This window comes from Helicobacter sp. CaF467b, assembly GCF_022664765.1.
In the GTDB taxonomy this organism is placed as follows: Bacteria; Campylobacterota; Campylobacteria; order Campylobacterales; family Helicobacteraceae; genus Helicobacter_D; species Helicobacter_D colisuis.
Genome location: NZ_JALAIY010000001.1, coordinates 1,435,559 through 1,460,367, shown reverse-complemented (window position 1 = coordinate 1,460,367; position 24,809 = coordinate 1,435,559). Strand labels below are relative to the sequence as shown.

Here is a 24,809-nt window from a genome sequence, read left to right as displayed (position 1 = left end):
ATTTTATAAAGTAAGGATTGTTTTTGCAGAATATTGATGTTTTTATGATGATGAGTCGATGGGTTTTTCTCATTGCGCTTGGATATTATGTGATTATTAACCTTCAATGGTATCATTATAGGCTTTCACGCGTTTTGTTTAAGCATCATAAGCAGCGATGGCACTTTTTTTATTTTTTAGTGCCGGTGCTTTATTTTGTTTTTATCCCAGAAAATGTTTATTTTTATTTTGGTTTTTATTTATATATTTTTGTATTAATTATTTGGGCATTACGCCTAAGTAAAGGATTGGTGCTAACTGGGAGAGTTTTGCGATTTTTTGGACTTTATTTGATTTTTGTTCTTTTTAATGAGCTTTTGCTTTTTGGAAGCGAATCTTCTCCTTTGATGCGTGTTGTGTATCTTTTGCCTTTGATTATTTCTGTATTTTTGTCTTCTTTGGTAGAGGGGATTTTACTTAGTCGTTATAAAAAGATTGCCATAGAAACTTTAAAAAGTATGCCAAATCTTACTATTATCGCTGTTACAGGAAGTTATGGCAAAACAAGCTTAAAGAATTTCTTGGTGCAGGTTTTGCAAGATGAGTTTAAAGTCTATGCCACTCCAAGAAGTGTCAATACTTTAACAGGAATTATAGCAGACATTAATCAAAACCTTTCCTCTTTAACAGATATTTATATTGTAGAGGCAGGAGCAAGGAGAATTGGAGATATTAAGGAAATTGTGGATTTAATCAATCCACAAATTGCAGTGATAGGCAAAATTGGTCCAGCTCATATTGAGTATTTTAAAAGTTTGGATAATATTTATAAAGCAAAATATGAAATTCTTCAAAGCCCAAATTTACAAAAAGTTTATAATTATAAAGACAATACACCGCCACAAAATTTTTATGGTGATATAACTTGGTATCCTCAAAATATTTCCAATGTTGATGCAACTTTGGAGGGGACTAGTTTTTCTTTGATTTATAATGGTGAAAAAATGGATTTTGAAACTAAGATTCTAGGTGCTTTTAATGTTGCAAATATTAGCGCGGCGATTCAAGTTGCAAGGGATTTTGGAATCTCAAGTGAAAAAATCATTAGACAAGTTTGTCGAATGGAAGGGGTTAGCCATCGCCTAAGTAAAGTTATAGTTAATGATAAAATGATTTTAGATGATAGCTATAACGGAAATTTAGATGGAATGTTAGAAGCCATTAGACTTTCTTCTTTGTATGATGGTAGAAGGGTTATTGTTACTCCTGGGTTAGTGGAGAGTTCTAAGGAGAACAATATTGCTTTGGCAGAGGCTATTGATAGAGTGTTTGATATAGTAATTATTACAGGAGAACTTAATTCTAAGGTATTAAAAGAGCATATTCATAGACCACAAAAAATTATTTTAAAAGATAAGATAAATATGGAAAATATTTTAAAATCCGCAACAATGGCTGGAGATTTAATTCTTTTTGCCAATGATGCACCAAGTTATATTTAGGGGAAATAATGGAGCATTTATACGCGCCTTGGAGGAGTGGATATTTTAGGGAAAAGCAAAAGGAAGGTTGCATCTTTTGTAACATTTCTCAAACTCCTCATTTGGATTTGCAGAATCGTGTTTTTTATCGTGATGAGAGTTTGTTTTGCGTGATGAATAAATTCCCCTATACTCCAGGACATTTTTTGATTGTTCCACATTTTCATACGCATTCTCCGGAATTTTTAGAAGAATATTTGTGGTTAAATTTGCAAAAATGTGCAAGAAAAGGGATTGGTCTGCTTAAAGAATTTGGTGCTCAAGGGATTAATTTGGGTATGAATTTAGAGCAAGCAGGTGGAGCAGGGATTCCAGAGCATATTCATTTACATTTGTTGCCGCGTTATGTTGGGGATACAAACTTTTTTACAACTATTGGTGATTGTAGGGCTTATGGTGTGGATTTTGACGAAATTTTTCAAAAAATTAGAGAGTTATCATTGAAGCATTTTAAGAATCAACAAAGCAATCAATAAGCATTATTTTGCTTTGATGATTGCTTTGAAATCTTGCTTTATTTCTCTTAAAGTTTCTATTTCATTTTCTCCCAAGTTAGATTGTAAAATCTTGCCAAGATAGACTAAACCATTAAAGGGTGGTTGTTTGCCATAAAAAATCCCAATGTTTCCCCATGGAGAAAAGTAGAAAAAATCTCCAATTTGTGGATTATAATTTGGCGTATTTTTAACACTTAGGTTGTATGGTAAATGAGCTACCTTTTCTTTGTTTGCGTAATCACTAAATTCTAACTCCAAAGGAAGTTGTTTAATGAATTCCTTTGAAGCGACATTTTCTTCTAATTCAATGTATAAAGTTTTCTCTTTTTGTTTAGTCTCATTGATAATTTCCATTGTAATGATCATTTTGTTTCCTTGAATATAGGTAGAATCAGCATAGACAAAACAAAGACATAATATTCCAAAAAGATACCCAAATCTCACTAATCTCACTGCAAATTCTCTTTAAAAAATTCTGTGATTTTAGCAAAAGGGATTTTGTCTAGATTGTCATATAAATCAACATGATTGGCATCTTTAATAATCATTAGTTCCTTATTGTCTCCTTTGAGTTTTTTGAATGCATCTTCAGTGAAATATCTGCTATGTGCTCTATCGCCGTGAATCATTAATACAGGGGTATTAATCTCATCGCTATATGCTAAAATGGGCATATTAATAAGGGAAAGTGAGGAAGTGAGATTCCAATTGCCATTTGAATTAATGGAACGAGGGTGGAAACCTCTCTCTTTATTTTTGTAATAGTTATAATAATCTTGAATGAATTGCGGTTCATCTCCATTTAATTTTTCAGGCAAACCTATTGCTTTTGCATAAGTGTTGTTTTTGAAATCTTTTGTGCGTTGTTCATTAAGCGTTCTTTTGAGTTCTAGTCTTGCTTTTGAATCTATTGAGTCATTATAGCCTTTTGCATTGACTCTTGTCATATCATACATTGTAGAAGTTACTGTTGCTTTGATTCGTGTATCTATAGCTGCGGCATTAAGGGCAAATCCACCAAAGCCACAGATTCCTAAAATACCTATTTTGTTAGAATCCACTTTTAAATAGTTAGATAGAAAATCCACAGCAGCACTAAAATCTTCTGTATTAATATCAGGTGAAGCGACATTTTGAGGTAAGTTTTTGTTTTCTAGAGCACTTTCACCTGTAAAAGATGGATCAAATGCCAAAGTAATAAAGCCTTGTTCGCTTAAGGTTTGTGCATATAATCCAGAAGCTTGTTCTTTGACTGCTCCAAATGGACCACTAACTGCAATGGCAGGAAGTTTTGCATCTTTTGATATATTTTTGGGTATATAGAGATCTCCAACTAAAGTAATACCATAGCGATTTTTGAAAGTAACCTTTTGTATTTCTACATTATTGCTTTTGGGAAAGGTTTTATCCCATTGTGTTTGTGTGTTTGCTTGTGCCATAGCTGCATCTCCTAAGATTGAAAGTATTCCTAAAAGAAATATTTTAAAGAATAGGTGATTCATATAAACCTCCAAAATAAACTTGCAAAATAAAATGACAGAATCTATACAACAAAGTTTGTGCTAAAAAATGCATTTTCAATATTTTTTGATTCTAAAAAAGTATTATAAAAGATGAGAGTTACTCTAAGTCAAGAGAAAAGCACTAAAATTTTAAAAATATTATAAAATTACTTTTTGGCTTTATTGATATCCCCAGCTAAATTGTGTCGCGTTTTTATCGAATGTTTTGATAGTTTTTATTTCCTCTTTAGTTAAATTAAAATTGAAAATATCTATATTTTCTTGCATATGTTCCTTTTTGGATGCCTTTGGAATAGTCACAATGCCTTGTTGTGTAAAAAAACGAAAGACAATTTGTGCTATGCTCTTGTTGTATTTGTGGGCGATTTTTTCTAAGGCAGAATCATTAAAAAAACCATTTTTATTTTTTGAGACTTTACCTGCTATAAAAGGACTCCAAGATTCTAAAATTGTTCCATAGGGTTTCATTGTTTGAAGCAATGCTGCTTGTTGATAATAGATATGTGTCTCACATTGATTGATTGCAGGAGGTATCTCGCAGGTTTTGATAAACTCTTTAAAAGCGTGGAGTGTAAAGTTAGAGATTCCAATAGCTTTGAGTTTTCCTTCTTTATAATAAGTTTCCATGGCTTTATACATTTCTTTGGCTTTTGGATAGGGCTCATGGATTAAGATTAAATCAATATAGCTAGAATTTAGAGATTTAAGGCTAGTCTCTATCCCCTTTTTTGCTTCTTGAAAATTCATATTGTTAGATAGCTTAGTTGTAATAAAGAAATCTTCTCGTTTGATTCCCATTTTATCAATAGCTTCTCTTATTGCTGTGCCGACTTTGTGCTCATTTCCATACATTTGCGCCGTATCAAAGAGGCGATATCCATAGCTAATGGCTTTCAAAATTGTATGGCTGTCATTGATAGAGTATGTGCCAAATCCTAAAATTGGCATTTTTATTCCGTTGTTTAGGGTTACATATTGCATTATTGTTGATTGCATAGTTATTTTCCTTGTCTATTAATTAATGTGAATCAATTAAATCTCAAAGAGATTATTGCTTTGGTTGAATTAGCTTTTTGTCGTGTTAATTGATTTTGATAATTGTATTATAAAAGATGAGAGTTACTCTAAGTCAAGATACTTGGTTCTATTAATATTAGAATAATTATAATTTGCAAGATAGGGTAGTTTTTGTAGGGATAAATGCTATAATTTTAAGTTTAATGAATATTGTCGTAAGGAGAATTTTATGATGTTGAATCCTGATTTAGCAAAATTGCTTTTAAGACTTTGTGTGGGTGGGCTTATGCTGTTTCATGGTGTGTTTAAAATATTTAGTGGTGCAGATATTTATGTGGGTATGCTGGAATCAAAAGGATTACCTGGGATTATGGCATATGGAGTTTATGTTGGAGAAGTTTTGGCGCCCCTTTTGATACTTGTAGGCTACCAAGTGCGAATTGCAGCTTTGCTTGTTGCTTTTACGATGGTTATGGCTATTTATTTGGTCTATGGATTTGAGATTTTTGCGCTTGATTCTTATGGTGGTTGGGTTATTGAACATCAACTCTTGTATATTTTGCCTTGCCTTGCCTTGTTTTTTATGGGTGGAGGAAAATATGCGTTTTTTAAAAAAGAAGAAAAAATTAAGGCTTAAATTTTAATATTTAAGCTTATTTTGTAGTGAGATTTGTCCCTATAAAATTTCTCCCTAATTCCTTGCAGCACTCTAGCACACTAAAGCTTCCTGCTGCTGGATCGCACACTAAATCTCCGATATTGGTGCAAGATTCTATAAGGGTTTTTTGTAAGGTTTTTGGTTTGCTATGAGGGTGTGCTTTTAGCTCGTTTTGTGGAATTTTTTCGCTACACACATCGCGGATATTATGGAGTTTCCAAGTCCCCCTTGCTTTAATAGGCTTTTTTTGCACGATAAGTAGATATTCGCTTTGTTTTCTTGTGCGGTAGCCCATACCCATTTTCATTTTATCCCAAGTGATAAGATCCACAATCTCTAAAGATGTAGAATCTAGCCAAGGTCTCACGCCCTCACACAGATGAAATTTATCAATCCATAGCATAAGATAGCGACTAGGCTTTAAAACTCGGCTAATTTCTTGGATAAAATGTATAATCGTTGATTCAGACATTTGCACCAAGACACTACGCCCCTTTTGTCGCTCACCCTCATTGCCATAGCGCATTTTATCTAGCACACCACGATATTGTGGATCAAAAAAACATAAATCAATGCTACAATCCCCCAAACTTTGGAGTAATTCTAAGCCATCAATGGTGAGTTTGGTGTTTATCAGATCCAACATTATCAAATACTTAAAGCAAAGTTTTTTTGTAGAATGCCAAATCCTTGATTTTAGATTCTATGCTTTCTGTATAATGTTCTAGTTCTTTTTTTCTTTTAACAGAAATTTCTATAAACTCGCTTTCTTGTTCTATGCCAACAAATTTTCTATTTAAAAGATTTGCTGCAATTCCTGTAGTGCTAGATCCTGAAAAAGGATCGCAAATGAGAGAATTTTCATTGCTTGACATAAGCAGTAATCGAACCAACAACGCTAAGGGTTTTTGAGTAGGATGTTTTCCACAACTTTTTTCCCAAGGAGCAATGGCTGGAAAGCTCCATACATCACGCATTTGCTTACCACCATTTAAGGCTTTTAGAAACTCATAATTAAAGGTATGCTTATGTTTATGGCTTTTTCTTGCCCATATAATTTGCTCAGTAGAATGCGTTAGATAACGACAGCTAAAGTTTGGTGGAGGATTAGTTTTTTGCCAAGTGATAATATTTAAAATCTTGAAATCAAGCTTTTGTAGTGCTCTCCCAAGTGAAAAAATATTATGATAGGTTCCACTTATCATAATACTGCCCGTAGATTTTAAGGCAGTTTTTGCATTAGCAATCCATTTCATATTAAAATTATCAATGTCTTCAATTTCATTACCTCTATCCCATTCCCCCTTATTCACGCTTGCAATTTTACCATTTTGGATACTCAAACCATCATTTGACAAGAAGTATGGAGGATCGGCAAAGATTAAATCAAATTTTTCTCTCATCTGGGGTAAAAGCTCGTTACAATCACCTTGATAAAGACTAAAGCTAGAATCTATGCTTGCAAAAATTGGTTTTGATGTGCGAAATTCAGCGGTCATTTTATGCCCTTAAGAATCCATAGGAATTGGCAAGCCAAAAACTTGTAAGGGAATATATTCAAAGTAATACCTACAATTCACACTAATAATATAATCCAACACATCTCTATATTCTGGTTTTTGGAACCAATTACTTAATAAATATATATATTCCACTTCCATATTAAGGCTAGATAAAAGTTTTTGATACTGCTTTTTCTTAAAATCGCAAGTTTGTAATTTTTCATCAACAGAACCTGCGACCTGCTGAAATTTACATTCAATAACAAAAAATGTGTTATTGATAATAACATAGATGCTATCATCTGGCAAAAGCCTTTTAGAAACAATCTTTTTCCAATCTACTTGACGTTTTTCTAAAAACTTATAAAATTCATTTTTTTTAAAAATTTGTGCTACTAATTCATCGCAATAATATACTTGTCTATCAGAATCAATCCTGTATCCATTCTGCCTGGATAAAAAGGTAGCCAAATCTACCTTTCCTTCAAAAATTAATCCCGTTTTTGTATTTGAACCACCAATGCCATTTGCTATCATAAAATCCTCCTGCGATGATTTACCCAAACACCCTTTTAAAGATAGAATCCACATTTTTTGTATAGTAGGCAAACTCAAAGCAATCGCGGATAATCTGCTCTCCATTGCCACCATTCTTGCTAAGAAGTCCCACAAGTTCAGAATCTGCCAAAAGATATTGCAAATAAAGCGATTCACCCTTTGCATTAAGCGCAGGTTGCCCCTCTTGTAAGCTCTGCCATACTTTCATCGCATTTCTTTGCACAATCTTATAAGCATCTTCGCGACTTACACCGCATTTTGGAAGCTCTAGCAAGATTCTTTGAGAAAAAACTAAGCCACCTGTAAGATTAAGATTTTTTAGCATATTTTTAGGATACACGACAAGCTTATCAATCAAGCTTGTAAGGCGCGCAAGCATAAAATCCGTCGTAATAAAACCATCAGGTAAAATAAATCGCTCCACACTTGAGTGGCTAATATCTCGCTCGTGCCACAATGCGACATTTTCCATAGCCGGTAGTGCAAAACTGCGTATCACGCGACAAAGCCCTGTGATGTTTTCAGACAAAACAGGATTGCGTTTGTGTGGCATTGCACTACTTCCTTTTTGTCCTTGGCTAAAATACTCCTCTGCCTCATACACTTCGGTGCGTTGCAAATGTCTAATTTCAACAGCAATTTTTTCACAACTACTTGCTAAAAGCGCCAAATCAGTCATAAGCCGTGCGTATCGATCTCTTTGGATAACTTGATTACTTGCTGGAGCAGCCTTTAGCCCTAGATTAGCACATACAAGCTCTTCGAGCTCTATAGGAGTGTGGGCGAGATTCCCCATTGCACCGCTTATCTTGCCTACGCTAATCACCTCCAAGGTAGATTCTAAACTCTGCAAGTGTCGCCCTATCTCATCATACCATATCGCACACACTAAGCCAAAAGTGATAGGTTCGCCGTGAATTCCGTGACTTCGCCCCACCATAAGCGTATCTTTGTGTTCATAAGCGCGTTTTTTTATCACTTCACGCAATGCCTTCACATCTTCAATGATGATCTTTAGCGAATCGCGCATTTGCAAAGCCACAGCGGTATCAATCGTATCACTAGAGGTGATTCCATAATGAAACCATCGCGATTCTTCGCCTAGAGATTCTGCAACGCTTGTAGTAAAAGCAATAAGATCGTGCTTAGTAACCGCTTCTATCTCATCAATTCTTGCAATATCAAACTTCGCATTCTCACAAATTTTTTTACAATCGCAATCAGGAATAAGTCCTAATGTATTCCACCCCTTAACCAATGCCTTTTCTACCTCTAGCCACGCGGAATATTTCGCATTCATATCCCAAAGTTTTTTCATCTCTTCTCTTGCGTATCGCTCTACCATTATAAATCCTTTAAAAATATGCTACAATATCCTAACATAAGACCACTTAAAAGTTGCAAAATGCCCTTTATAAAGCAAAAATTTTATTTTCAAACTCCCATTAAAGCTTATTTGTTTTTAATGCAACAATTTAATTTAAATATGGCACAAGCTCAAAGCTATATTAATAAGGGCAGAGTTGTTTATGAAGGCAAGATTCTGGGTAATAATGAGAAAAATAAAATCTTAGAAAGGGAAGTCGAAGTTTGGATTTTTAAGCCCAATTCTATTGGGCTTAAACCTATTTATGAAAATGAAGATTTTGCTCTTTTTAACAAACCTGCTCAAATGTTAATTCACCCAAAAGGAAGGTTTTTTCATCATAGCTTGATTGATGAGGTGCGTGAATATTTTGGGGTTGAAGCTTCTTTGATACACCGAATCGACAAAGAAACAAGTGGTTTAGTTTTGGTAGGAAAACATAAAAAGAGTATTGTTGAGCTAGGGGAATTGTTTGCCAATAATCGCATAAAAAAGAAATATCTAGCGCTTATTAAAGGGAAAATGCGTAAAACTAGCAAGATTTTTGGAGATTTTTGCCTTTTGATGCCACTTAGTTTGCAAGAAAAGGGCGGAGATTTAAGTGTGCGCTCTGTGTTTTTAGGGCAGAATCTAAGAAAAGATTCTAGGCTTTTGGGGTTTAGAGATGCAAAAAGTGAGTTTGAAATTTTGGGGGAGTTTGGGGAGAATACTTTGCTAAAAGTTTATCCTATAACAGGCAGAACGCATCAGATTAGAGTTCATCTTTTTTCTATTGGTTTTCCGATTTTGGGCGATCCGCTTTATGGTTGTGAGGATTGGCAGAGTAGAGAATATTTGGATAGTGAATTTATAGAAGAAAATCGAGATTTTGGACTTTGTGCACAGAAAAGAAAAGAATATTTTGGGGCAGAGCGATTGATGTTGCATGCTTATAGTTTGGAATTTTCTTATAAGGGGAGGGAATATTATTTTAGGAGTTGTGAGAGATTTTATTTGTAGAATCTAAATTGTATAAAAGAGATTTCTTTTTAGGGTTGAATAGGGGATTGCAAGGGTAAAAGGGCGCTAAAGCCCTAGTTTTGTTTAGATTAGATTAGCAATTTCTTTGGCGTGATAGGTGATGATAATATCTGCTCCAGCGCGTTTAAAGCTAATCATTGTTTCTAGTAAAACGCGCTCATAATCTATAATTCCTGCTTTTTGTGCAAACTTTAACATAGCGTATTCGCCACTTACATTATAAACAGCTAGTGGTAACAAGGTTTGCTCTCGGATATCTCTTACAATATCCAAATAGGCTAGGGCAGGTTTAACCATTAAAATATCCGCGCCTTGCGCCTCATCTTCTAGGCTTTCTAGAATCGCTTCACGACGATTTGCAGGGTTTTGTTGATAACTTTTTCGATCGCCAAAACTTGGAGTGCTTTGTGCCACATCTCTAAAAGGTCCATAATAGCCACTTGCAAATTTCGTAGAATAACTCATTAAAGGAATGTGATTAAAACCATTAGTATCAAGCATAGTTCGCAAACTTACTATCATTCCATCCATCATAGCACTAGGCGCGATTAGATCAGCACCACTTTGGGCTAGTATCAAGGCTTGTTGATTAAGGATTTCTAGGGTTAAATCATTATCAACAGAATTAAGTTTTGGGTTTAAGATTCCGCAATGTCCGTGATCGGTGTATTCACAAAAACATAAATCAACACAAACTAGCATATTAGGAAATTTTTCTTTAATGGCTCTTGTGGCTTGTGCGATAATTCCTTCTGGGCTTAGGGCTTCGCTACCGATGCTATCTTTGATTTTTGGAATCCCAAAAAGAATGATTGAAAAAATCCCAAGATTTTGTAGAGCCTCACACTCTTTTAGGGCTTCATCAATGCTAAGCTGAAAAACATCTGGCATAGATTCTATTGGATTTCTGATATTTTTACCATGCGTGATAAAAAGCGGATAGATAAAATCTTTTTTATGCAAGGTTGTTTGTGTTAGCATTTCTCGAATGTTTGGGTTTAGTCGCATACGTCTTAATCGCTTGAACATAATTATCCTTTTAAAGTTTTATGGGATATTACCCCTTTTACTATAAAATTATTCTGATTTTCTTTGTAAAAATATTCTAATTCTAATCCTTGTGATTCTAGGGTGCTTTTGATGATATAAATCCCAAGCCCTAAGCCACTTGTATTGGATTTAGAATCTTTAAAAAAAGGCTTAGAGTGATCTTGCAAACTATAAGGTAGTGGCATTCCATAGTTTTTGATTCCTAAATTTTTGTCTTGAATATAGATTTCAATTTGTCCTTGTGTTTTATATTTAATAGCATTATCAATGAGATTTTTAATTACTAGGGCAATCATTTCAAAATCGGCATATAAAAAACATTCTTCTTTGGGAAAGATAAAAAGTGTGGAAATTTGTTCTTTGTCTAAAAGTAGCATTTCAAAAACTTTATCCAAAACTTCCTTAAGTGAGATATTGCATTTATTGAGGCAGTAATTGCGAGAGCTTAATTCTTCAATTTTTGCAAACTCATTAATTAGCGAATTAAGTCGCTCAAACACTGAACACAAACGCTCTTTATAAAGTGTGTTATCAATCATTTCAGCAGTAATTCTTCCTTTGGTGATAGGGGTTTTTAGCTCGTGCATAATGGAGCGCAAAAAGAGATGTCTAGATTGGTTTAGGGCATTGATTTTTTTAACGGCATTATCAAATTCTTGCGCTAATTCTCCAATTTCATCATTTTGATTGATTTTGCAATGAATGTCTGTTTGTCCATTGGCAAATTTTCTTATTTCCTTTTGGAGTGTTTTGAGAGGTAAGAGACTGCGAATAACAAGCACAAAAAGAAAAACAACGATAATAAAAGCAATAAAAGTAATGATATAGTAGTTAAAAAGCCTATTAAAATGAATATCTCCATAAACTCGCCAACCATTTGGGGTTTGTAAAAACAAATAAATCCCTTTTTTTTCTTTGATAATTTTTACAATCACTCCTTGGTTAAAATTTGGTGAAATATGATTCTCAAAGCGCTTGAGAAATTCTGTGTTGTCAATTTGGACTAAAGCCAATTCATCAAGGTATTTTTCAATCAAGGCAATGTTGCCCCCAAAGCGCACAAGTTGATTGATGGTAGCTAGGAATTGAGTGTATTTGAGTTGATTTTCATAGGTTTTTTTGTCGATTTCTTCACGAATAAAATAATAAGAAAAAGCACTTAAGCCGATAATGGCAATTAAAAAAAGAATAGTAATCTTTACGATGATTGAGTTTTTATTCATTGTCTTTAGTTTGGAATTTGTAACCGATTCCGCGAATAGAAAAAATATACTTTTTGCCTTTCTTTTCAATCTTAGCGCGTAATCTGCCCATAATCACATCAATGCTTTTGTTGGTGCTATCTGGACTAATTGAATCAGAATGTGCTGCAATAGAATCGCGCGTTAATGCTTGATTTTTGTTTTCTATCATAAAGCTTAAAATCTCGTATTCTGCTTTGGTTAAATCTAGTGGAGTATTGTTAAGAAAAATTTCTCGACTACTTTTGTTAAGCAAGAAAGGAGGGCAAATGATTTCGGTAGAATTAGGTTCTTTAGTTGTTTTATATCGGCGTAAAACACTATGGATTCGCGCTACAAGTTCTTTTGGATCATAGGGTTTTGGTATGTAGTCATCCGCACCATATTCTAATCCTAAGACTCGATCATCTATATCGTGTCTAGCAGAAGAGATGATAATGGGGATGTGCTTTTCTTTAGCAACTTTCTTGCAAACCTCAAGCCCATCTAGGTTAGGGAGTGTTAAATCTAAAAGAAGGAGGTCAAAATGTCGAGTGTTAATTGCACTCATACCCGTATAGGGTTCATCATAGTTTGTTACATTAATATCATGGGCTTTGAGGTATTCGCTAAGAATAGTTGCTAATTCTAAGTCATCCTCAATCATTAAAATTTCTAGCATGGTGTTTTCCTTACAAAAAGGAGGATTGGGTATTTTAGGGGGTTGAATAAAAATTCAGGAAAACACCCACTAGAATAAATATCTCTAATTAAAAATAAATTCTCTTCACAAAGGAGAAACGGATGAAAAACTCTAACTAATGTTGTGCGGAACATTTGTATCTCAAGCCATCCCGCTTGAGACAATGAAATTATAAAATAATAGAGTAAATCAAAAGTAAATGAAAAAATTTTTTTCATTTTTGATTCTTTTTTTCATCGATGATGGCTAAAGTAAATTCTAAAAAGTTAAGAATCATATCAACTTTTTCTTCAATATTTCGATTATTGGGTGATTGCAACCCTTCAAATAAGACAAGAATCCTATCTTGTAGATTATTTAAAAATTTTTCTTCTTCAGAATAACACTTAATAAGAAGTTCCTTAAGTTCTTTGTGGTTTTTTAAATCAAGCTTTTGGATTTTTCTTTCATAAGAAGCAGGAGTTGTGGGTGATTCTTTTTTTGCTTCTTCGGCTGCTATAATATCTAAAAGAGCATCTCTTTCTGGCTTTTCTTCAAGTGAAATTGTAGATTCTGCATCTAAGTCAATCTCTGCTAGAGTTTTTAAAATTGCCTCTTTTAATTCCATAATTGCAATAACCACCTTTCAAATTCATTAAATTCAATTTTAGAATCCATTTGGATAAAAAGATTAAGCATATTCTCATCAGCTTTGCCATAGCTTTTGCGATTACTTGTTAGGCGCTTTAGCGCCACTTTTGCTTCAGTGTTATTGGGGTTTTCTTGCAAGATAGTTTTATAAATTTGAGCGGCTTCATAACGATGACCTTGGGTTTCATAGATGCTTGCAAGCGTGAGTGTTTTCATTATATAGCCTCAAAAATTGAATTCCAAACTATCATTTTAACATAAATTTTATAAGTTTAAAATCTTTAAAATAAAATCAAGATTGTTTTTTATAGCACAAAGGCTTTTAAGAATTCAGAGATTTTTTGCTGATCCTTTTTACCTGTAGTTGATTCTAGACTAGAATTAACATCAAACATTTTAACTCCGATTTTTCTTAAATCTTGAATATTTGAGATTCCCACTCCACCAGCTACACAGAGATAGCAACTAGTTTTTTCTTGGAGTGATTTTAATGTGTTAAGCGCAATATTTTTGCCACTTCCACCCCCTAGAGTGCTTTTGGAATCTAGCAATACAAAAGGGCTTATAAAATCGCCCAAATCCTCTGCTTTCTCCACATTCCAAGCTTCATAAAATGCAAAATTTGCTTCTTTTAAATTTATGCCACCAAAGCTTTTTTGGCTTACTCCATGGAGTTGCAAAGCATCAATAATGCCCTCTTTGTAGAGATTAATAGCTATTTGCATCATTTCTTGGTCATCTTTAACCACAGCAATTTTAAGAATTTTTGGATGAGCTTGCAAACTTTTGGCGATTTCTTTGATAGTTTCTGGGTTGGTAAATCGGGGAGAATCTTTAACTAAAATAAATCCTAGTGCTGCAATTTTTTCTAGGGGTGAGTTTAGGTTTGATTCTAAAGCTTTAGCGCACATTAGCGCATCTTTGCTAGAAGTGATTCCACAGATTTTCAAAAAGCCTTGCTTGGAATCAAGGAGTTTAAAAACATTGCGATAAAAACCATTGGGCGATTGTTTTCCGCTAATAATTGCACTCTTTAGGTGTTTTAGGGTCTGTGCGGGTGTAGAATCGCGCACAAGATAACTGCCACACAAGATTCCATCAAAGCCAATATTTCCTACTACAAAGCCATCAAAACTACATTCAATGGAAGATTCAAAGATGATTTTACTTTGTGGATTTGTTTTTTGAATGTAGTTTAAGAGATTGTAAGCTTGGATTTTATTAATGGTAAAAGTGTGTAAATCGCGTGAATTGATGCCAATAAGAGTTGCTTGAAGTGGAGTGATAAAATCAACTTCTTTGGCATTATGGACTTCTATTAATGGGGTTAAGCCAAGCCTTAAAGATTCTTCATAAAGTTGCTTAAGTCTTGCAAAACCCCCATTTTCATTATTGTTGCCAATAAAAATAGCGGCGATTAAAAGCACCATATCCGCACCAAAATCATAAGATTCTTGAATTTGCTCAAGCTTAGTAATGAAGTCTTTGCGTAGTATGGTAGCATTTTCGTGGCTTAGTTTTGTCTCTTTTAAATCCTCTAAATTGCCTTTAAAGAAATCTTTTTCGCATAAGACAGAAATCGCACCAGCCCCACCATCAAGATAGCTTTGAGCTAGATCTTTTGGGCTGTTTATCGCTCCAATATCCCCTGCTGAAGGACTAGCTCTTTTAATCTCGGTAATCAAAAAAGGAAAGCTAAACTTTGGGGGAGTGAGTTTAGCTGTTCTTGTAGTTTTTAAAATGGGATATTTGGCTTTTGTTTGGAGAATTTTTTTAAGGATGGTTGGAATCATCATTAATCCTTTGTGGGGCATTGATTGCTTAGGATTTTAAAAGATTCTAAAAGAGAGAAAACTTCCTTGCTTTGAATGATTTCTTTGGCTTTAAAAAAACCTTCTTTGATATTTTGAGCTTGATTGCAAAGGTATAATGCAGCGCCCATATTTAAAGCAACTAAATCAAGCTTGGGAGAGGGTTTGGCATTAAAAATATCCAGTGTGATTTGTAAATTTTCTTGACTATCTCCGCCTTGCAAGAGTGAATGATTGACAAAGTCTAATCCCACTTCAATGGGATTAAAAATATAGGTTTTAATGCTTCCGTTTTGTAACTCTGTAATTTGTGTTGGCGCACAAAGTGAGATTTCATCATAACCATCAAGTCCGCTCACAACCATTGCTCGTTTTACACCTAAAATTGCTAAGGCTTTTGCCATAATTTCAGTGTAAGATTTATCAAAAACTCCGATAAGTTGGTGGGTTATTGGACTTGGATTGCTTAGGGGACCTATGAGATTAAAAGCAGTTTTAAATCCAAGTGAGGAGCGAGCATTGGCTGCAAAACGCATTGCAGAATGGAATTTTTGGGCAAATAAAAAGGTAATGTGGAGATTTTCATAAATGGTTTTAACATTGCTAAAATCCATATTGACATTAATGCCAAGTGCATTTAATAAATCAGCCGAACCACTTTTAGAAGTAACCGCTCTATTGCCGTGTTTAATGATTCCAAAGTTTGATTTTTGGGCTTGTGTGGCAAGAAGCAAAGCAGCTGTTGTGGAGACATTAAAAGTTTTTGCCTCACTTCCCCCTGTGCCGACCATATCAAAACGAATGTCAAAATTATCTTTTAAGTTGAGTTTAACAGCTTTCTTTTTAAGCACAGATGCAAAACCTGCTAATTCATACTCATCAATGCCTTTAATTTCCAGGCTAGTTAAAATACTTCCAATTTGCGCATCACTTAAGTTGCCTTCAGTGAGTTCATCCATTAGATTATAGCTTTCTTGAAAATTGAGAGATTTCTGGTGAAGGACTTTTTTGAGATAGTCTTTTGTGGGGATTGGCTCTCTTGTGTAATGCAAAAAGTTAAGTAGCATTTTAATGCCTTCTTTTGTGCCAATGGATTCAGGGTGGAATTGCAATCCTACAAGATGATATTGTTTATGCTCAACTGCCATAACTTCGCCATCTTCACTCATTCCGCTAATCAAAAAACAATCTGGAATCTCTTCTTTTTTGCCCACAAGAGAATGATAACGCGCGATGGGAGTTTTTTGACTAATATGGCGGAAGATCCCTTTGGCATTGTGAATGAGTGGTTCAACTTTCCCATGCACAATATTTTTGGCATTTTTGATTTCAACTCCAAAAGCGCTTAAGATAGCTTGGTGCCCAAGGCAGATTCCTAAAATTGGATAGATTCCTTTAAAGTGTTGCACAATTTGGATACTAATTCCTGCATCTTTGGGGGATTTTGGACCAGGTCCTATAATGATGTAGCTTGGGTTAAGTGATTGGATTTCTTCTAAGCTAGTTTGATCATTTCTTAAAACTTTAATGGGATAGTTAAAGCGACTAAAGGCTTGATAAATATTATAAGTAAAAGAATCATAATTATCAATGAGTAAAATCATAGCACTTCCTTTGTGTCTTTAGGGGCAAGTAAGTCTTTTTGTGTTGGATTAGTTTGCATTATTTTCTTCCATAATGGCTTCCACTAAAGATAGCATTTTATTTTTGGTTTCTAAATATTCTTCTTTGGGGATAGAATCATAAACAATCCCTGCACCAGCTTGGAGATAATAAATGCCTTTTTGATAAACTGCAGTTCGGATAGCGATTGCAAAATTCATATCGCCATCTTGTGTAAAATATCCAATGGCTCCAGAATAAATGGCTCTTTTGTGTTCTTCTAAAGATTCGATGGTTTTAATAGCTTGAATCTTGGGCGCCCCACTCACAGTTCCAGCAGGAAATGTTGCTAAAATAGCATCATTTTTATTATGAATTTGTAAATCCATTATGCCCTCTACTTCAGAGACAAGGTGCATTACCCTAGCGTATTTTTCGATCACTTTTTCTTGAGTAACTTCTATGCTACCACCTATTGCAACCTTTCCAATATCATTACGCCCTAAGTCTAAGAGCATCAAATGTTCAGCATTTTCTTTTGGATTATTTTTTAATTCTTCTTCTAATTGCAAATCTTGAATCTGATTGTTTCCTCTTTTGCGAGTTCCAGCTATAGGGCGAAGAGTGATTTTGGCTTTTTTATCATCAATTTTTTCAACTTTAACTAACACTTCAGGGGAGCTACCAATAATTTGAAAATGCCCAAAATTGTAATAATACATATAAGGGCTTGGATTATTAGTGCGTAGATTCTGATAAGCTTTTAGTGGTGGTAAGTTGCTTTGTATTTGCATACTTTGGCTTGGGACACATTGCAAGAGATTGCCTTTGTAGATTTCATCTTTAAGGAAGGTAACCATATGAGTGTAATAGGATTGCTTATCGCTAGAAATAACTTTTGAATGATAATTTTGCGGAGATTCTTGTTTTTGTTGAATATTTTCTAGCTTTTGGATAAGTTTATCAAGGCGATTTTTTAGGTTATGGGATTGTGTCTCTTGATCATAGGCGACACTAATGAGATAAAGCGATTCATAAAAGTGATCAAAAATAGCAAAATCACGCCCAAAAATAAAGGCATTGTCATAGCAATCATAAAGAGCAGGGTTGTGAAACTCAAGCGATTCAATTTCACTAAAAAATTCATATCCCAAATATCCTACTCCTCCAAGCGGTAAAGGTAAATCGCTAGGTAGTGCAGAATCAAAGCTAGAATCTTTGGGGTTTGGAGCAAGGTTTCTTAGGGATTCTAAGGTTTTCAAAAAAGATTGCTTGGGGAGAATGTGCTTAGAATCCAAAAAAAGCAAGGAGGTTTCTTGATTATCTTTTGTAACTCTAAAGGCTTCTTCTAAAATAAGAATAGAGAAGCGTCCTTTTCCACTTTTTAAAAATGCCGATTCAAGTAATACAGGAGCACTGAAAGTTTCACAAAGCATTAAAGGTGTAAGCTTGGAAGCCGGAATCTTGCAGAATTCCAAAGCCGAATCATAGCCTTTTTGATTGAGATTTAAAAACTTAAACATAACATTTCTTTAAAAATTAGTTTTAAAAATTAAATTTTTAATTATACTATTATTTTTTTAAAAAGAAATTTGAGTTTGGATTAGATATAATGGCACAAAAAATTATAAAGAAAACAAATGGCAGAAAAAATATTTTTAAAATCAAAAAAAGGGTTTTTTGGAGAGGATAAGGGTGATTTCCACGCTTTTGGTGGGCAGTATGTGCCAGAAATTTTGTATCCAGCGTTAGAAGAATTAGAAAAAGCTTATAAAAAACTTTTGTTTTCTAAGGGGTTCCAAAAGGAATTTAAGGAACTTTTAGCAGAATTTGTAGGTCGTCCAACACCCCTAATTTATGCAAAAAATGCTAGTAAGATTCTGCAAAATCAGATTTATTTAAAGTTTGAAGGTTTGGCAAATACAGGTGCGCATAAGATTAATAACGCTATAGGGCAAGTGCTTTTGGCTAAAAAAATGGGTAAAACAAGAATCATCGCAGAAACAGGTGCAGGTCAGCACGGACTTGCAGTGAGTGCAGCGTGTGCAAAGCTTGGCTTGGAATGTGTAGTTTTTATGGGAAGTAGGGATGTGAAACGACAATTTCCTAATGTGTTTAATATGCAACTTTTGGGTGCTAAAGTGATTGGTGTAGAGAGTGGATCACAAACACTTAAAGATGCTGTTAATGAAGCATTAAGAGAATGGAGTAAAGATAGCAAAAATACCTTTTATGTGCTTGGAAGTGCATTAGGACCTTATCCTTATCCAGATATTGTTAGAGAGTTTCAAAGCGTGATTAGCAAGGAGCTAAAAACTCAAACGAAGCAGTTTTTTAAAGGTAATCCCGATATTATGGTGGCTTGTGTTGGAGGTGGAAGTAATGCAATGGGATTTTTTAGGCATTATTTAGAGGATCGAGAAGTTACTTTGGTAGGAATTGAAGCAGGGGGAATGAGTAAGGAAAAAGGGAAAAACGCCATAAGAATGGGGAATGCAAATGCGCATCTTGGAATTGTTCAAGGCTATAAAAGCTATTTTTTAAGCGATAATTATGGTAATCTTTTAGAGACTTATTCAATTTCAGCAGGGCTTGATTACGCAGGAATTGGTCCTCAACTTGCACATTTAAAAGAAATAGGGCGTGTTAAATTTAGTTCTAGTAGTGATAAGGAAGCTTTAGAAGCCTTGAAGTTTTTTGCTAGAAATGAAGGGATTATAGCGGCTTTAGAATCAAGTCACGCTTTAGCAGGAGCTTTGAGCATTGCTAAAAAAGTCAAGAATAAAAAGATTTTAGTAAATGTTTCAGGGAGAGGGGATAAGGATATTTTTATTACCGCAAAAGCCTTGCAAAAAGATCGTTGGAGTGAGTTTTTGGCAAATGAGATTGCAGAGATGAGAGGGCAATAATATGAAAGAAGAAAACATTAAACTAATGGGGCATATTGTTGCTTCATTCCCTAGTTTTGGTGAGAGTTTAGAAGCAGCACTTGGAATCGCACGAGGTGGAGCGGAGTATTTAGAAGTGCAGTTTCCCTTTTCTGATCCTAATGCTGATGGTGTTGTGATTGCGAGTGCTTGTGAAGAATCGTTAAAAAATGGATTTAATACAGATTTGGGATTTGAGTTTTTGCAAAGGCTTAATGAAGCCTTTAAGCAAAGGGATATTAAAACAAAAATTTTGATTATGACTTATGGCAATATTTTGTTTGTCTATGGTATTGAAAAATTTCTTAAAAAAGCTAAAGAATGCGGAGTTTTTGGGCTTATTGTGCCGGATTTATCTTTACAGAATGATGAGAGACTTTTTGAATTAAGCAAAAAGCACGGGTTAGAGAATATTGCACTTATTGCGCCTTATACCGATACAAAGCGAATGGAGAAGCTTGATAGGGCAACAGGGAGTTTAATTTATGTTGTTGCGAGAAATGGTATTACAGGTGATGGGACATCAATTGATTCTACTCTTTTAGAATATATAAAGAGAGTGAAAAAACATACAACAAAGCCTATTGCATTGGGATTTGGAATTCATAGTAGGGAGCAAATTGATGCTTTGCATGGGATTGTGCCAATCGTGGTTGTGGGGAGTGCGTTTGTGAGAATGATTGCTCAAAGTGCTGAACAAAAAGTGAATTTGCAAGATAGACTTTATCAATTTACAAGGGAATTGCTAGGAATTACATTTTAGAATGTGATTTTATAGTTTGGTTATTGTTTAAGTAATGTAAAAATCATAGAATGTTAAAAATTAGAACAATATCAAGGATTGTGAAGTTTTGATTAAAAAGAAAATAATAAAACTTCCCAAACCCCAAAGGGTTTGAGATTGATTAAGAGACTATTGAAGTAGTCTTAAGATATTTTGTTGTGTAGCATTAGCTTGGCTCATTGCATAGCTTCCAGCTTGTGCAAGGATATTTAGGTTAGAGTAGTTTGCAGATTCGCTAGCGAAATCAACTTCTCTAATTCCTGATTCAGCAGATTTAACATTCACTTGTGTGATAGTGATGTTGTTAACTGTTGATTGCATTTGTTGTTGCACAGAACCAAGGTCAGATCGGATAGAGTCAAGTTGTTTGATTGCCGATTCTGCAATATCCATTACTAGCATTGCACCTTTAAGAGTTGTAACTCCCGCTCCAAGTGTTCCACCAAATCCTAGGTTTGCATTTGCAGAGTTAATACCTGCATTTCCACCCACCGCAGATTTAACATCTGCGCTTAATGTTCCTTTGATATCTCTTAGGGTTGTAGTGGCTTGTGCTGCTCCACTTGCTGGAGTAGAGCCAATTCCACTAAAGCTAATATCTGTTGCACCTACTCTTGTGAGAGTTAAAGAGCCAGTTGTTGTTCCAGCTCCAATTCCAACGGCTGCAGAGACTCCTATTCCATCAATATTAATTGCGCGTCCATCTGTTGAAGTAAGAACTAATGAACCATCTCTTGCTATTGAAGCTTGGACGCCGGTTTCTTCTTTGTAAGCGTTAATAGCTTGAACAAGTCTATTATCACTATCTCCCGCTGCAATATTATTAATATCACCAATACTAATTCCATTGATTGTCAAACTAGTAATATTTCCTCCAGCAACTGCCGTTGCTCCACCGGCTTGAACGGTGTAATCTGCACGAATTCCACCTAGAGTATCAGAGTTTTTATTAATTACTTCTGCTAGAGCACCCAAACCTGTCCCTGCTGAAGTTGAGATTACAACACTTTCCAAATTAATAGTTTCATTGCCTACTTTGAAGTTCATAGCAAAACTACCAGTCGTATTAGCACTAAAAGTTACAGTCTCGCTTCTAACATGTCCGATTTTATCTGAACTTGTTGCGCCAATAGTGGCTCTAATACTTTGGTTAGAGAATGCTCCCACTTGGAATTCTTTGTTAGTAAAGCTACCAGAAAGTAATGACAAACCATTATAAGAAGTAGTTTGTGCAATATTATCAAGTGATTCAATAAGACGATTAATGTCAGCTTGAATAGCAGTTCTTGTGGTTGTGGTTTGACCATCTTGCGCTGCTTGAGTTGCTTTTGTTTTGATAGTGTCAAGGATTTTTACTTGCTCATCCATCGCCTTATCAGCAATTTGGATAATTCCCATACCATCATTTGCGTTACGGATTGCTTGACCTAAAGTGTTTGCTTGAGAGCGCAAACTATCTGCAATTGCCATACCTGAAGCATCATCTTTAGCAGAGTTGATTCTTAAACCTGAACTTAACTTTTGCAAAGAACTAGAGAGACTATTTTGTGTAAAAGTGCTTTGTGCAGTTGCATTTAATGCATTAACATTTGTATTGACTTGAAATGCCATTTGAAACTCCTTTTATGTCTTGCTTTGCCTTCCTTGGCTTAGCATTGATTTAATTTTAACCCTTAAGCAAAAAAGCAATTTAAAAGCAAAGAGCTAATTTAGCTTTTTGCGGATGCTTTCTTGTTTGGTTATGTGATTATATCGGATTTTTTTTAAAAAGCTTTAGTGTTTTTGTGAAAAATTACAAATTTTTAAAGCAATAAAGTTATTGCTTTTTTAAAATGCTTGTTTTGTAGGATTTGTCTTGCTATTTTTTGGTAAGTGATTGGGAATATTTTTTTGATTATTTGTTGATTTACAATTTTTTGTAATAATTTCTTTATACATTTTATTTTAACAAAGGAGAACAAATGAAAATTAAAACACTTCTTTTTGGGGCATTGTTAGCTGGAAATGTTTTTGCTTTTGAAGTTAGCACGCTGCCTAATATTGCTTCTAGAGAAACTCCTGATATTTCAGAAAACAAAGTTTATTCTTTTTATGATTCAATTAAAGAAGCAAAAAAAGGTGTTGTTAATATTTCTACACAAAAAAAGGTCAAAGCAGCCAATATTCAAGGACATCCACTTTTAAATGATCCATTCTTTCGGCAGTTTTTTGGCGATGCTTTTGGGGCGATTGTGCCTAAAGATAGAATTGAACGAAGTCTTGGAAGTGGTGTGATTATCTCAAGTGATGGTTATATTGTTACTAATAATCATGTGGTTGAGGGTGCTGATAAAATTATCGTTTCTTTGCCAGATTCTAATAAAGAATATGAAGCAAAGATCATTGGTAGAGATGAAAAAAGTGATTTGGCAATTGTAAAGATTAATGCAAAAAATCTTCCTTTTTTGAAATTTGCTTCAAGTGATGATTTGCAAGTGGGTGATGTTGTTTTTGCTATTGGGAATCCTTTTGGCGTGGGTGAGAGTGTAACGCAAGGGATTATCTCTGCACTAAATAAAAGTGGTATTGGAATTAATGATTATGAGAATTTTATCCAAACAGATGCTTCTATTAATCCGGGAAATAGTGGTGGAGCATTGGTTGATAGCCGTGGTGGATTGATTGGAATTAACACTGCTATTCTTTCGCGCACAGGTGGAAATCATGGTATTGGATTTGCGATTCCATCAGAAATGGTAAAGAAAATTTCTAAAGCTTTAATAGAAGATGGCGTGATTGAGCGTGGTTATCTTGGTGTGAGTATTCAAGATATTAGTGGAGATTTAAAAGAAGTTTATAAGAATCAAAATGGCGCGGTTGTAATTTCTATTGAAAATGATTCTCCAGCACAAAAGAGTGGTTTAAAAGTTTGGGATTTGATTACTAAAGTAAATGGAAAACCTATTAGATCTGCTGCTGAGCTTAAAAATTATATTGGCACTTTTAGTCCTAAAGACAAAATTAATCTTACTATTATAAGAGATAAAAAGGAGCAAAATTTAACACTCACTTTAGCTAAACTTTCTACTGCGCAATCTGTTGCTAAAGAAGTAGGTAGCATACAAGGGCTTGAGGTTTCAGAACTAACGCCAACAATGAAAGAAAATTATGGAATCCCAAGCAATATTCAAGGGATTTTTATTTCTCAAGTGGCACCAAATAGCAAGGCAGAAGAGTTAGGATTTAGAGAGGGGGATATTATTGTTCAAATTGAAAGCTTTAGTATTTCAGATCTAAAATCCTTTAACGATGCGCTTAAACGCTATAAAGGGCAACCAAAGAGAATGCTAATCAATCGAGGTGGCAGAATCTTTAGCATTGTTGCTAAATAAAGGATAGGGGAAGCCTATCCTTGCCTTTATAATCATCTAAGTATTTAGTTTTTCTTTCTTGTTTTCTTAGCTTCTTTTAATTTTTTGGAATTATAATTGCACATTTTTTTTGGGATATTACAATGTTTGTTTTCACTCCGTTATTTACGATTTTTGTGTTATTGCTTGGTGGATATTTAGCAAAAAGAGTTGGGGCATTAAAACAAAAACAATCGCGTATGTTTTTGGATTTTGCGATTCTTTTTGCCTTGCCTTGCTTGATTTTTGATAAGACTTATCATCTTAATTTTGATTTAAATCTTGTTGTTTTAATTCTTGGTGGATTGTTCTCTTGTATGCTTGCAGCGATTTTTTCGGTGATTCTTGGAATAGTATTTAAATTTTCAAAAAGCACTTTGGTGAGTATGTTTTTGTTAGCTTGTTTTGGCAATACGCTTTTTGTTGGCATTCCTATTGTTTCTGGAGTGTATGGGGAAGTATTTTTAAGTGAAGTTATTTTTTATGATGCTTTGGCAACAGCAATTCCCATTTCAATTATTGGTCCCATTGTGCTTTCCTATGCGAGCAATCAAAAGATTAATGTGATGGAGAATATTAAAAGGATTTTATTTTTTCCTCCTTTTATTGCTTTGATGTTGGGCTTTGTTTGCAAGATTTTTGTGTTGCCAGAATTTATTTTTGAACCCATTGTGGTTTTTGGGAATTCTGCAACAGCAGTTGCGCTTTTTGCTATCGGTCTTGGTCTTGGATTTAGTGCTATTAAAACAGCTTATAAACCTACTATTATTGTTGTTTTGTGTAAGACATTACTAGCGCCTTTAATTTTTATTTTGCTTTTGAAGTTTTTGGCAGTAGAGTTAGAGCCTAGAGTTGTTGTGGCTATTTTAGAATCCGCGATGCCTACTATGACGCTAGCAGGTGCAATGATTATGAAAGCAAAACTGGATAGTAATTTGGCAGTAAGTTCTATTGCGTTTGGAATTTTGTTTTCTTTTGTTTCTATTCCGCTTTTGAGTTATTTTTTGAGCTAAGCAAAAACAGCGTAATGTC

The 24,809-nt window shown here is 34.5% G+C and carries 24 protein-coding genes; 8 read left to right on the top strand and 16 right to left on the bottom strand.

What is annotated here, in order from left to right; translation table 11 throughout:
• Positions 1 to 23 precede the first annotated feature (23 nt).
• Together murF and MKD52_RS07480 are read left to right on the top strand one after the other, a co-directional pair.
• The gene (gene murF, locus MKD52_RS07485) at positions 24 to 1,481 is read left to right on the top strand and encodes a UDP-N-acetylmuramoyl-tripeptide--D-alanyl-D-alanine ligase (protein WP_242099810.1); all 1,458 of its coding nucleotides are present in this window, start codon (positions 24 to 26) and stop codon (positions 1,479 to 1,481) included.
• Positions 1,482 to 1,489: 8 nt separating this feature from the next.
• Complete coding sequence (locus tag MKD52_RS07480) at positions 1,490 to 1,996, top strand: HIT domain-containing protein (RefSeq protein WP_242099809.1); 507 nt, start codon at positions 1,490 to 1,492, stop codon at positions 1,994 to 1,996.
• 3 nt (positions 1,997 to 1,999) lie between these two features.
• Here the strand turns inward: MKD52_RS07480 and MKD52_RS07475 are convergent, their stop codons facing one another.
• The 3 genes from MKD52_RS07475 to MKD52_RS07465 form a co-directional block, all read right to left on the bottom strand.
• Complete coding sequence (locus MKD52_RS07475; protein ID WP_242099808.1) at positions 2,000 to 2,383, bottom strand: cyclophilin-like fold protein; 384 nt, start codon at positions 2,381 to 2,383, stop codon at positions 2,000 to 2,002.
• A gap of 83 nt (positions 2,384 to 2,466) precedes the next feature.
• Positions 2,467 to 3,519: an alpha/beta hydrolase gene (locus tag MKD52_RS07470; RefSeq protein ID WP_242099807.1), complete on the bottom strand. Its 1,053-nt coding sequence runs from the start codon at positions 3,517 to 3,519 to the stop codon at positions 2,467 to 2,469.
• A 180-nt stretch (positions 3,520 to 3,699) separates the two neighbouring features.
• Entirely contained in the window at positions 3,700 to 4,536 is an 837-nt protein-coding gene (locus MKD52_RS07465) for an aldo/keto reductase (RefSeq protein ID WP_242099806.1), read from the bottom strand.
• Positions 4,537 to 4,786: 250 nt separating this feature from the next.
• Between MKD52_RS07465 and MKD52_RS07460 the strand changes: the two genes are divergently transcribed.
• Complete coding sequence (locus MKD52_RS07460; RefSeq protein ID WP_112057405.1) at positions 4,787 to 5,194, top strand: DoxX family protein; 408 nt, start codon at positions 4,787 to 4,789, stop codon at positions 5,192 to 5,194.
• Positions 5,195 to 5,210: 16 nt separating this feature from the next.
• On the opposite strand, the gene MKD52_RS07455 is transcribed toward MKD52_RS07460, so the two are convergent.
• Genes MKD52_RS07455 through purB form a run of 4 tightly spaced genes read right to left on the bottom strand, consistent with a single transcriptional unit; the run spans position 5,211 to position 8,620 of the window.
• The gene (locus tag MKD52_RS07455; RefSeq protein ID WP_242099805.1) at positions 5,211 to 5,861 is read right to left on the bottom strand and encodes a DNA methyltransferase; all 651 of its coding nucleotides are present in this window, start codon (positions 5,859 to 5,861) and stop codon (positions 5,211 to 5,213) included.
• 10 nt (positions 5,862 to 5,871) lie between these two features.
• Positions 5,872 to 6,714: a DNA methyltransferase gene (locus tag MKD52_RS07450; RefSeq protein WP_242099804.1), complete on the bottom strand. Its 843-nt coding sequence runs from the start codon at positions 6,712 to 6,714 to the stop codon at positions 5,872 to 5,874.
• Positions 6,715 to 6,723: 9 nt separating this feature from the next.
• The gene (locus tag MKD52_RS07445; RefSeq protein WP_242099803.1) at positions 6,724 to 7,254 is read right to left on the bottom strand and encodes a PD-(D/E)XK nuclease superfamily protein; all 531 of its coding nucleotides are present in this window, start codon (positions 7,252 to 7,254) and stop codon (positions 6,724 to 6,726) included.
• Between the two features lie 19 nt (positions 7,255 to 7,273).
• Positions 7,274 to 8,620, bottom strand: coding sequence for an adenylosuccinate lyase (gene purB / locus MKD52_RS07440; RefSeq protein WP_112057401.1), 1,347 nt, complete (start codon positions 8,618 to 8,620; stop codon positions 7,274 to 7,276).
• Positions 8,621 to 8,680: 60 nt separating this feature from the next.
• Here purB and MKD52_RS07435 point away from each other — a divergent pair, with 60 nt between their 5' ends.
• On the top strand, positions 8,681 to 9,640 hold the full coding sequence (locus tag MKD52_RS07435) for an RluA family pseudouridine synthase (RefSeq protein WP_242099802.1): 960 nt from the start codon (positions 8,681 to 8,683) through the stop codon (positions 9,638 to 9,640).
• Positions 9,641 to 9,724: 84 nt separating this feature from the next.
• Here the strand turns inward: MKD52_RS07435 and hemB are convergent, their stop codons facing one another.
• The 8 genes from hemB to MKD52_RS07395 all read right to left on the bottom strand — a co-directional run bounded on the left by hemB (position 9,725) and on the right by MKD52_RS07395 (position 18,200).
• Entirely contained in the window at positions 9,725 to 10,690 is a 966-nt protein-coding gene (hemB, locus tag MKD52_RS07430; protein ID WP_242099801.1) for a porphobilinogen synthase, read from the bottom strand.
• Between the two features lie 2 nt (positions 10,691 to 10,692).
• The gene (locus MKD52_RS07425; RefSeq protein ID WP_112057398.1) at positions 10,693 to 11,934 is read right to left on the bottom strand and encodes an ArsS family sensor histidine kinase; all 1,242 of its coding nucleotides are present in this window, start codon (positions 11,932 to 11,934) and stop codon (positions 10,693 to 10,695) included.
• Entirely contained in the window at positions 11,927 to 12,613 is a 687-nt protein-coding gene (locus MKD52_RS07420; protein WP_242099800.1) for a response regulator transcription factor, read from the bottom strand. Before MKD52_RS07420 ends, MKD52_RS07425 begins: the two co-directional genes overlap by 8 nt.
• 235 nt (positions 12,614 to 12,848) lie before the next feature.
• Positions 12,849 to 13,241 carry a hypothetical protein gene (locus MKD52_RS07415; protein ID WP_242099799.1) on the bottom strand — a complete coding sequence of 131 codons (393 nt, stop codon included), beginning with the start codon at positions 13,239 to 13,241 and terminating at the stop codon, positions 12,849 to 12,851.
• Positions 13,232 to 13,480, bottom strand: a complete 249-nt coding sequence (locus tag MKD52_RS07410; protein ID WP_181566543.1) for a hypothetical protein — start codon at positions 13,478 to 13,480, stop codon at positions 13,232 to 13,234. The genes MKD52_RS07415 and MKD52_RS07410 overlap by 10 nt, the downstream gene beginning before the upstream one ends.
• An 89-nt stretch (positions 13,481 to 13,569) precedes the next feature.
• Positions 13,570 to 15,057, bottom strand: coding sequence for a bifunctional indole-3-glycerol phosphate synthase/phosphoribosylanthranilate isomerase (locus tag MKD52_RS07405; protein WP_242099798.1), 1,488 nt, complete (start codon positions 15,055 to 15,057; stop codon positions 13,570 to 13,572).
• Between the two features lie 2 nt (positions 15,058 to 15,059).
• Complete coding sequence (locus MKD52_RS07400) at positions 15,060 to 16,679, bottom strand: bifunctional anthranilate synthase component II/anthranilate phosphoribosyltransferase (protein WP_242099797.1); 1,620 nt, start codon at positions 16,677 to 16,679, stop codon at positions 15,060 to 15,062.
• A gap of 48 nt (positions 16,680 to 16,727) precedes the next feature.
• Positions 16,728 to 18,200 carry an anthranilate synthase component I family protein gene (locus MKD52_RS07395; RefSeq protein ID WP_242099796.1) on the bottom strand — a complete coding sequence of 491 codons (1,473 nt, stop codon included), beginning with the start codon at positions 18,198 to 18,200 and terminating at the stop codon, positions 16,728 to 16,730.
• A gap of 117 nt (positions 18,201 to 18,317) precedes the next feature.
• Here MKD52_RS07395 and trpB point away from each other — a divergent pair, with 117 nt between their 5' ends.
• Together trpB and trpA are read left to right on the top strand one after the other, a co-directional pair.
• Positions 18,318 to 19,586: a tryptophan synthase subunit beta gene (trpB, locus tag MKD52_RS07390; protein WP_242099795.1), complete on the top strand. Its 1,269-nt coding sequence runs from the start codon at positions 18,318 to 18,320 to the stop codon at positions 19,584 to 19,586.
• Between the two features lies 1 nt (position 19,587).
• Complete coding sequence (gene trpA / locus MKD52_RS07385) at positions 19,588 to 20,367, top strand: tryptophan synthase subunit alpha (RefSeq protein ID WP_242099794.1); 780 nt, start codon at positions 19,588 to 19,590, stop codon at positions 20,365 to 20,367.
• Between the two features lie 150 nt (positions 20,368 to 20,517).
• On the opposite strand, the gene MKD52_RS07380 is transcribed toward trpA, so the two are convergent.
• Positions 20,518 to 21,999, bottom strand: a complete 1,482-nt coding sequence (locus tag MKD52_RS07380) for a flagellin B (RefSeq protein WP_242099793.1) — start codon at positions 21,997 to 21,999, stop codon at positions 20,518 to 20,520.
• 350 nt (positions 22,000 to 22,349) lie between these two features.
• Between MKD52_RS07380 and MKD52_RS07375 the strand changes: the two genes are divergently transcribed.
• Both MKD52_RS07375 and MKD52_RS07370 read left to right on the top strand, forming a co-directional pair.
• Positions 22,350 to 23,759: a DegQ family serine endoprotease gene (locus tag MKD52_RS07375; protein ID WP_242099792.1), complete on the top strand. Its 1,410-nt coding sequence runs from the start codon at positions 22,350 to 22,352 to the stop codon at positions 23,757 to 23,759.
• Between the two features lie 122 nt (positions 23,760 to 23,881).
• Entirely contained in the window at positions 23,882 to 24,790 is a 909-nt protein-coding gene (locus MKD52_RS07370) for an AEC family transporter (RefSeq protein ID WP_242099791.1), read from the top strand.
• Positions 24,791 to 24,809: the final 19 nt, after the last annotated feature.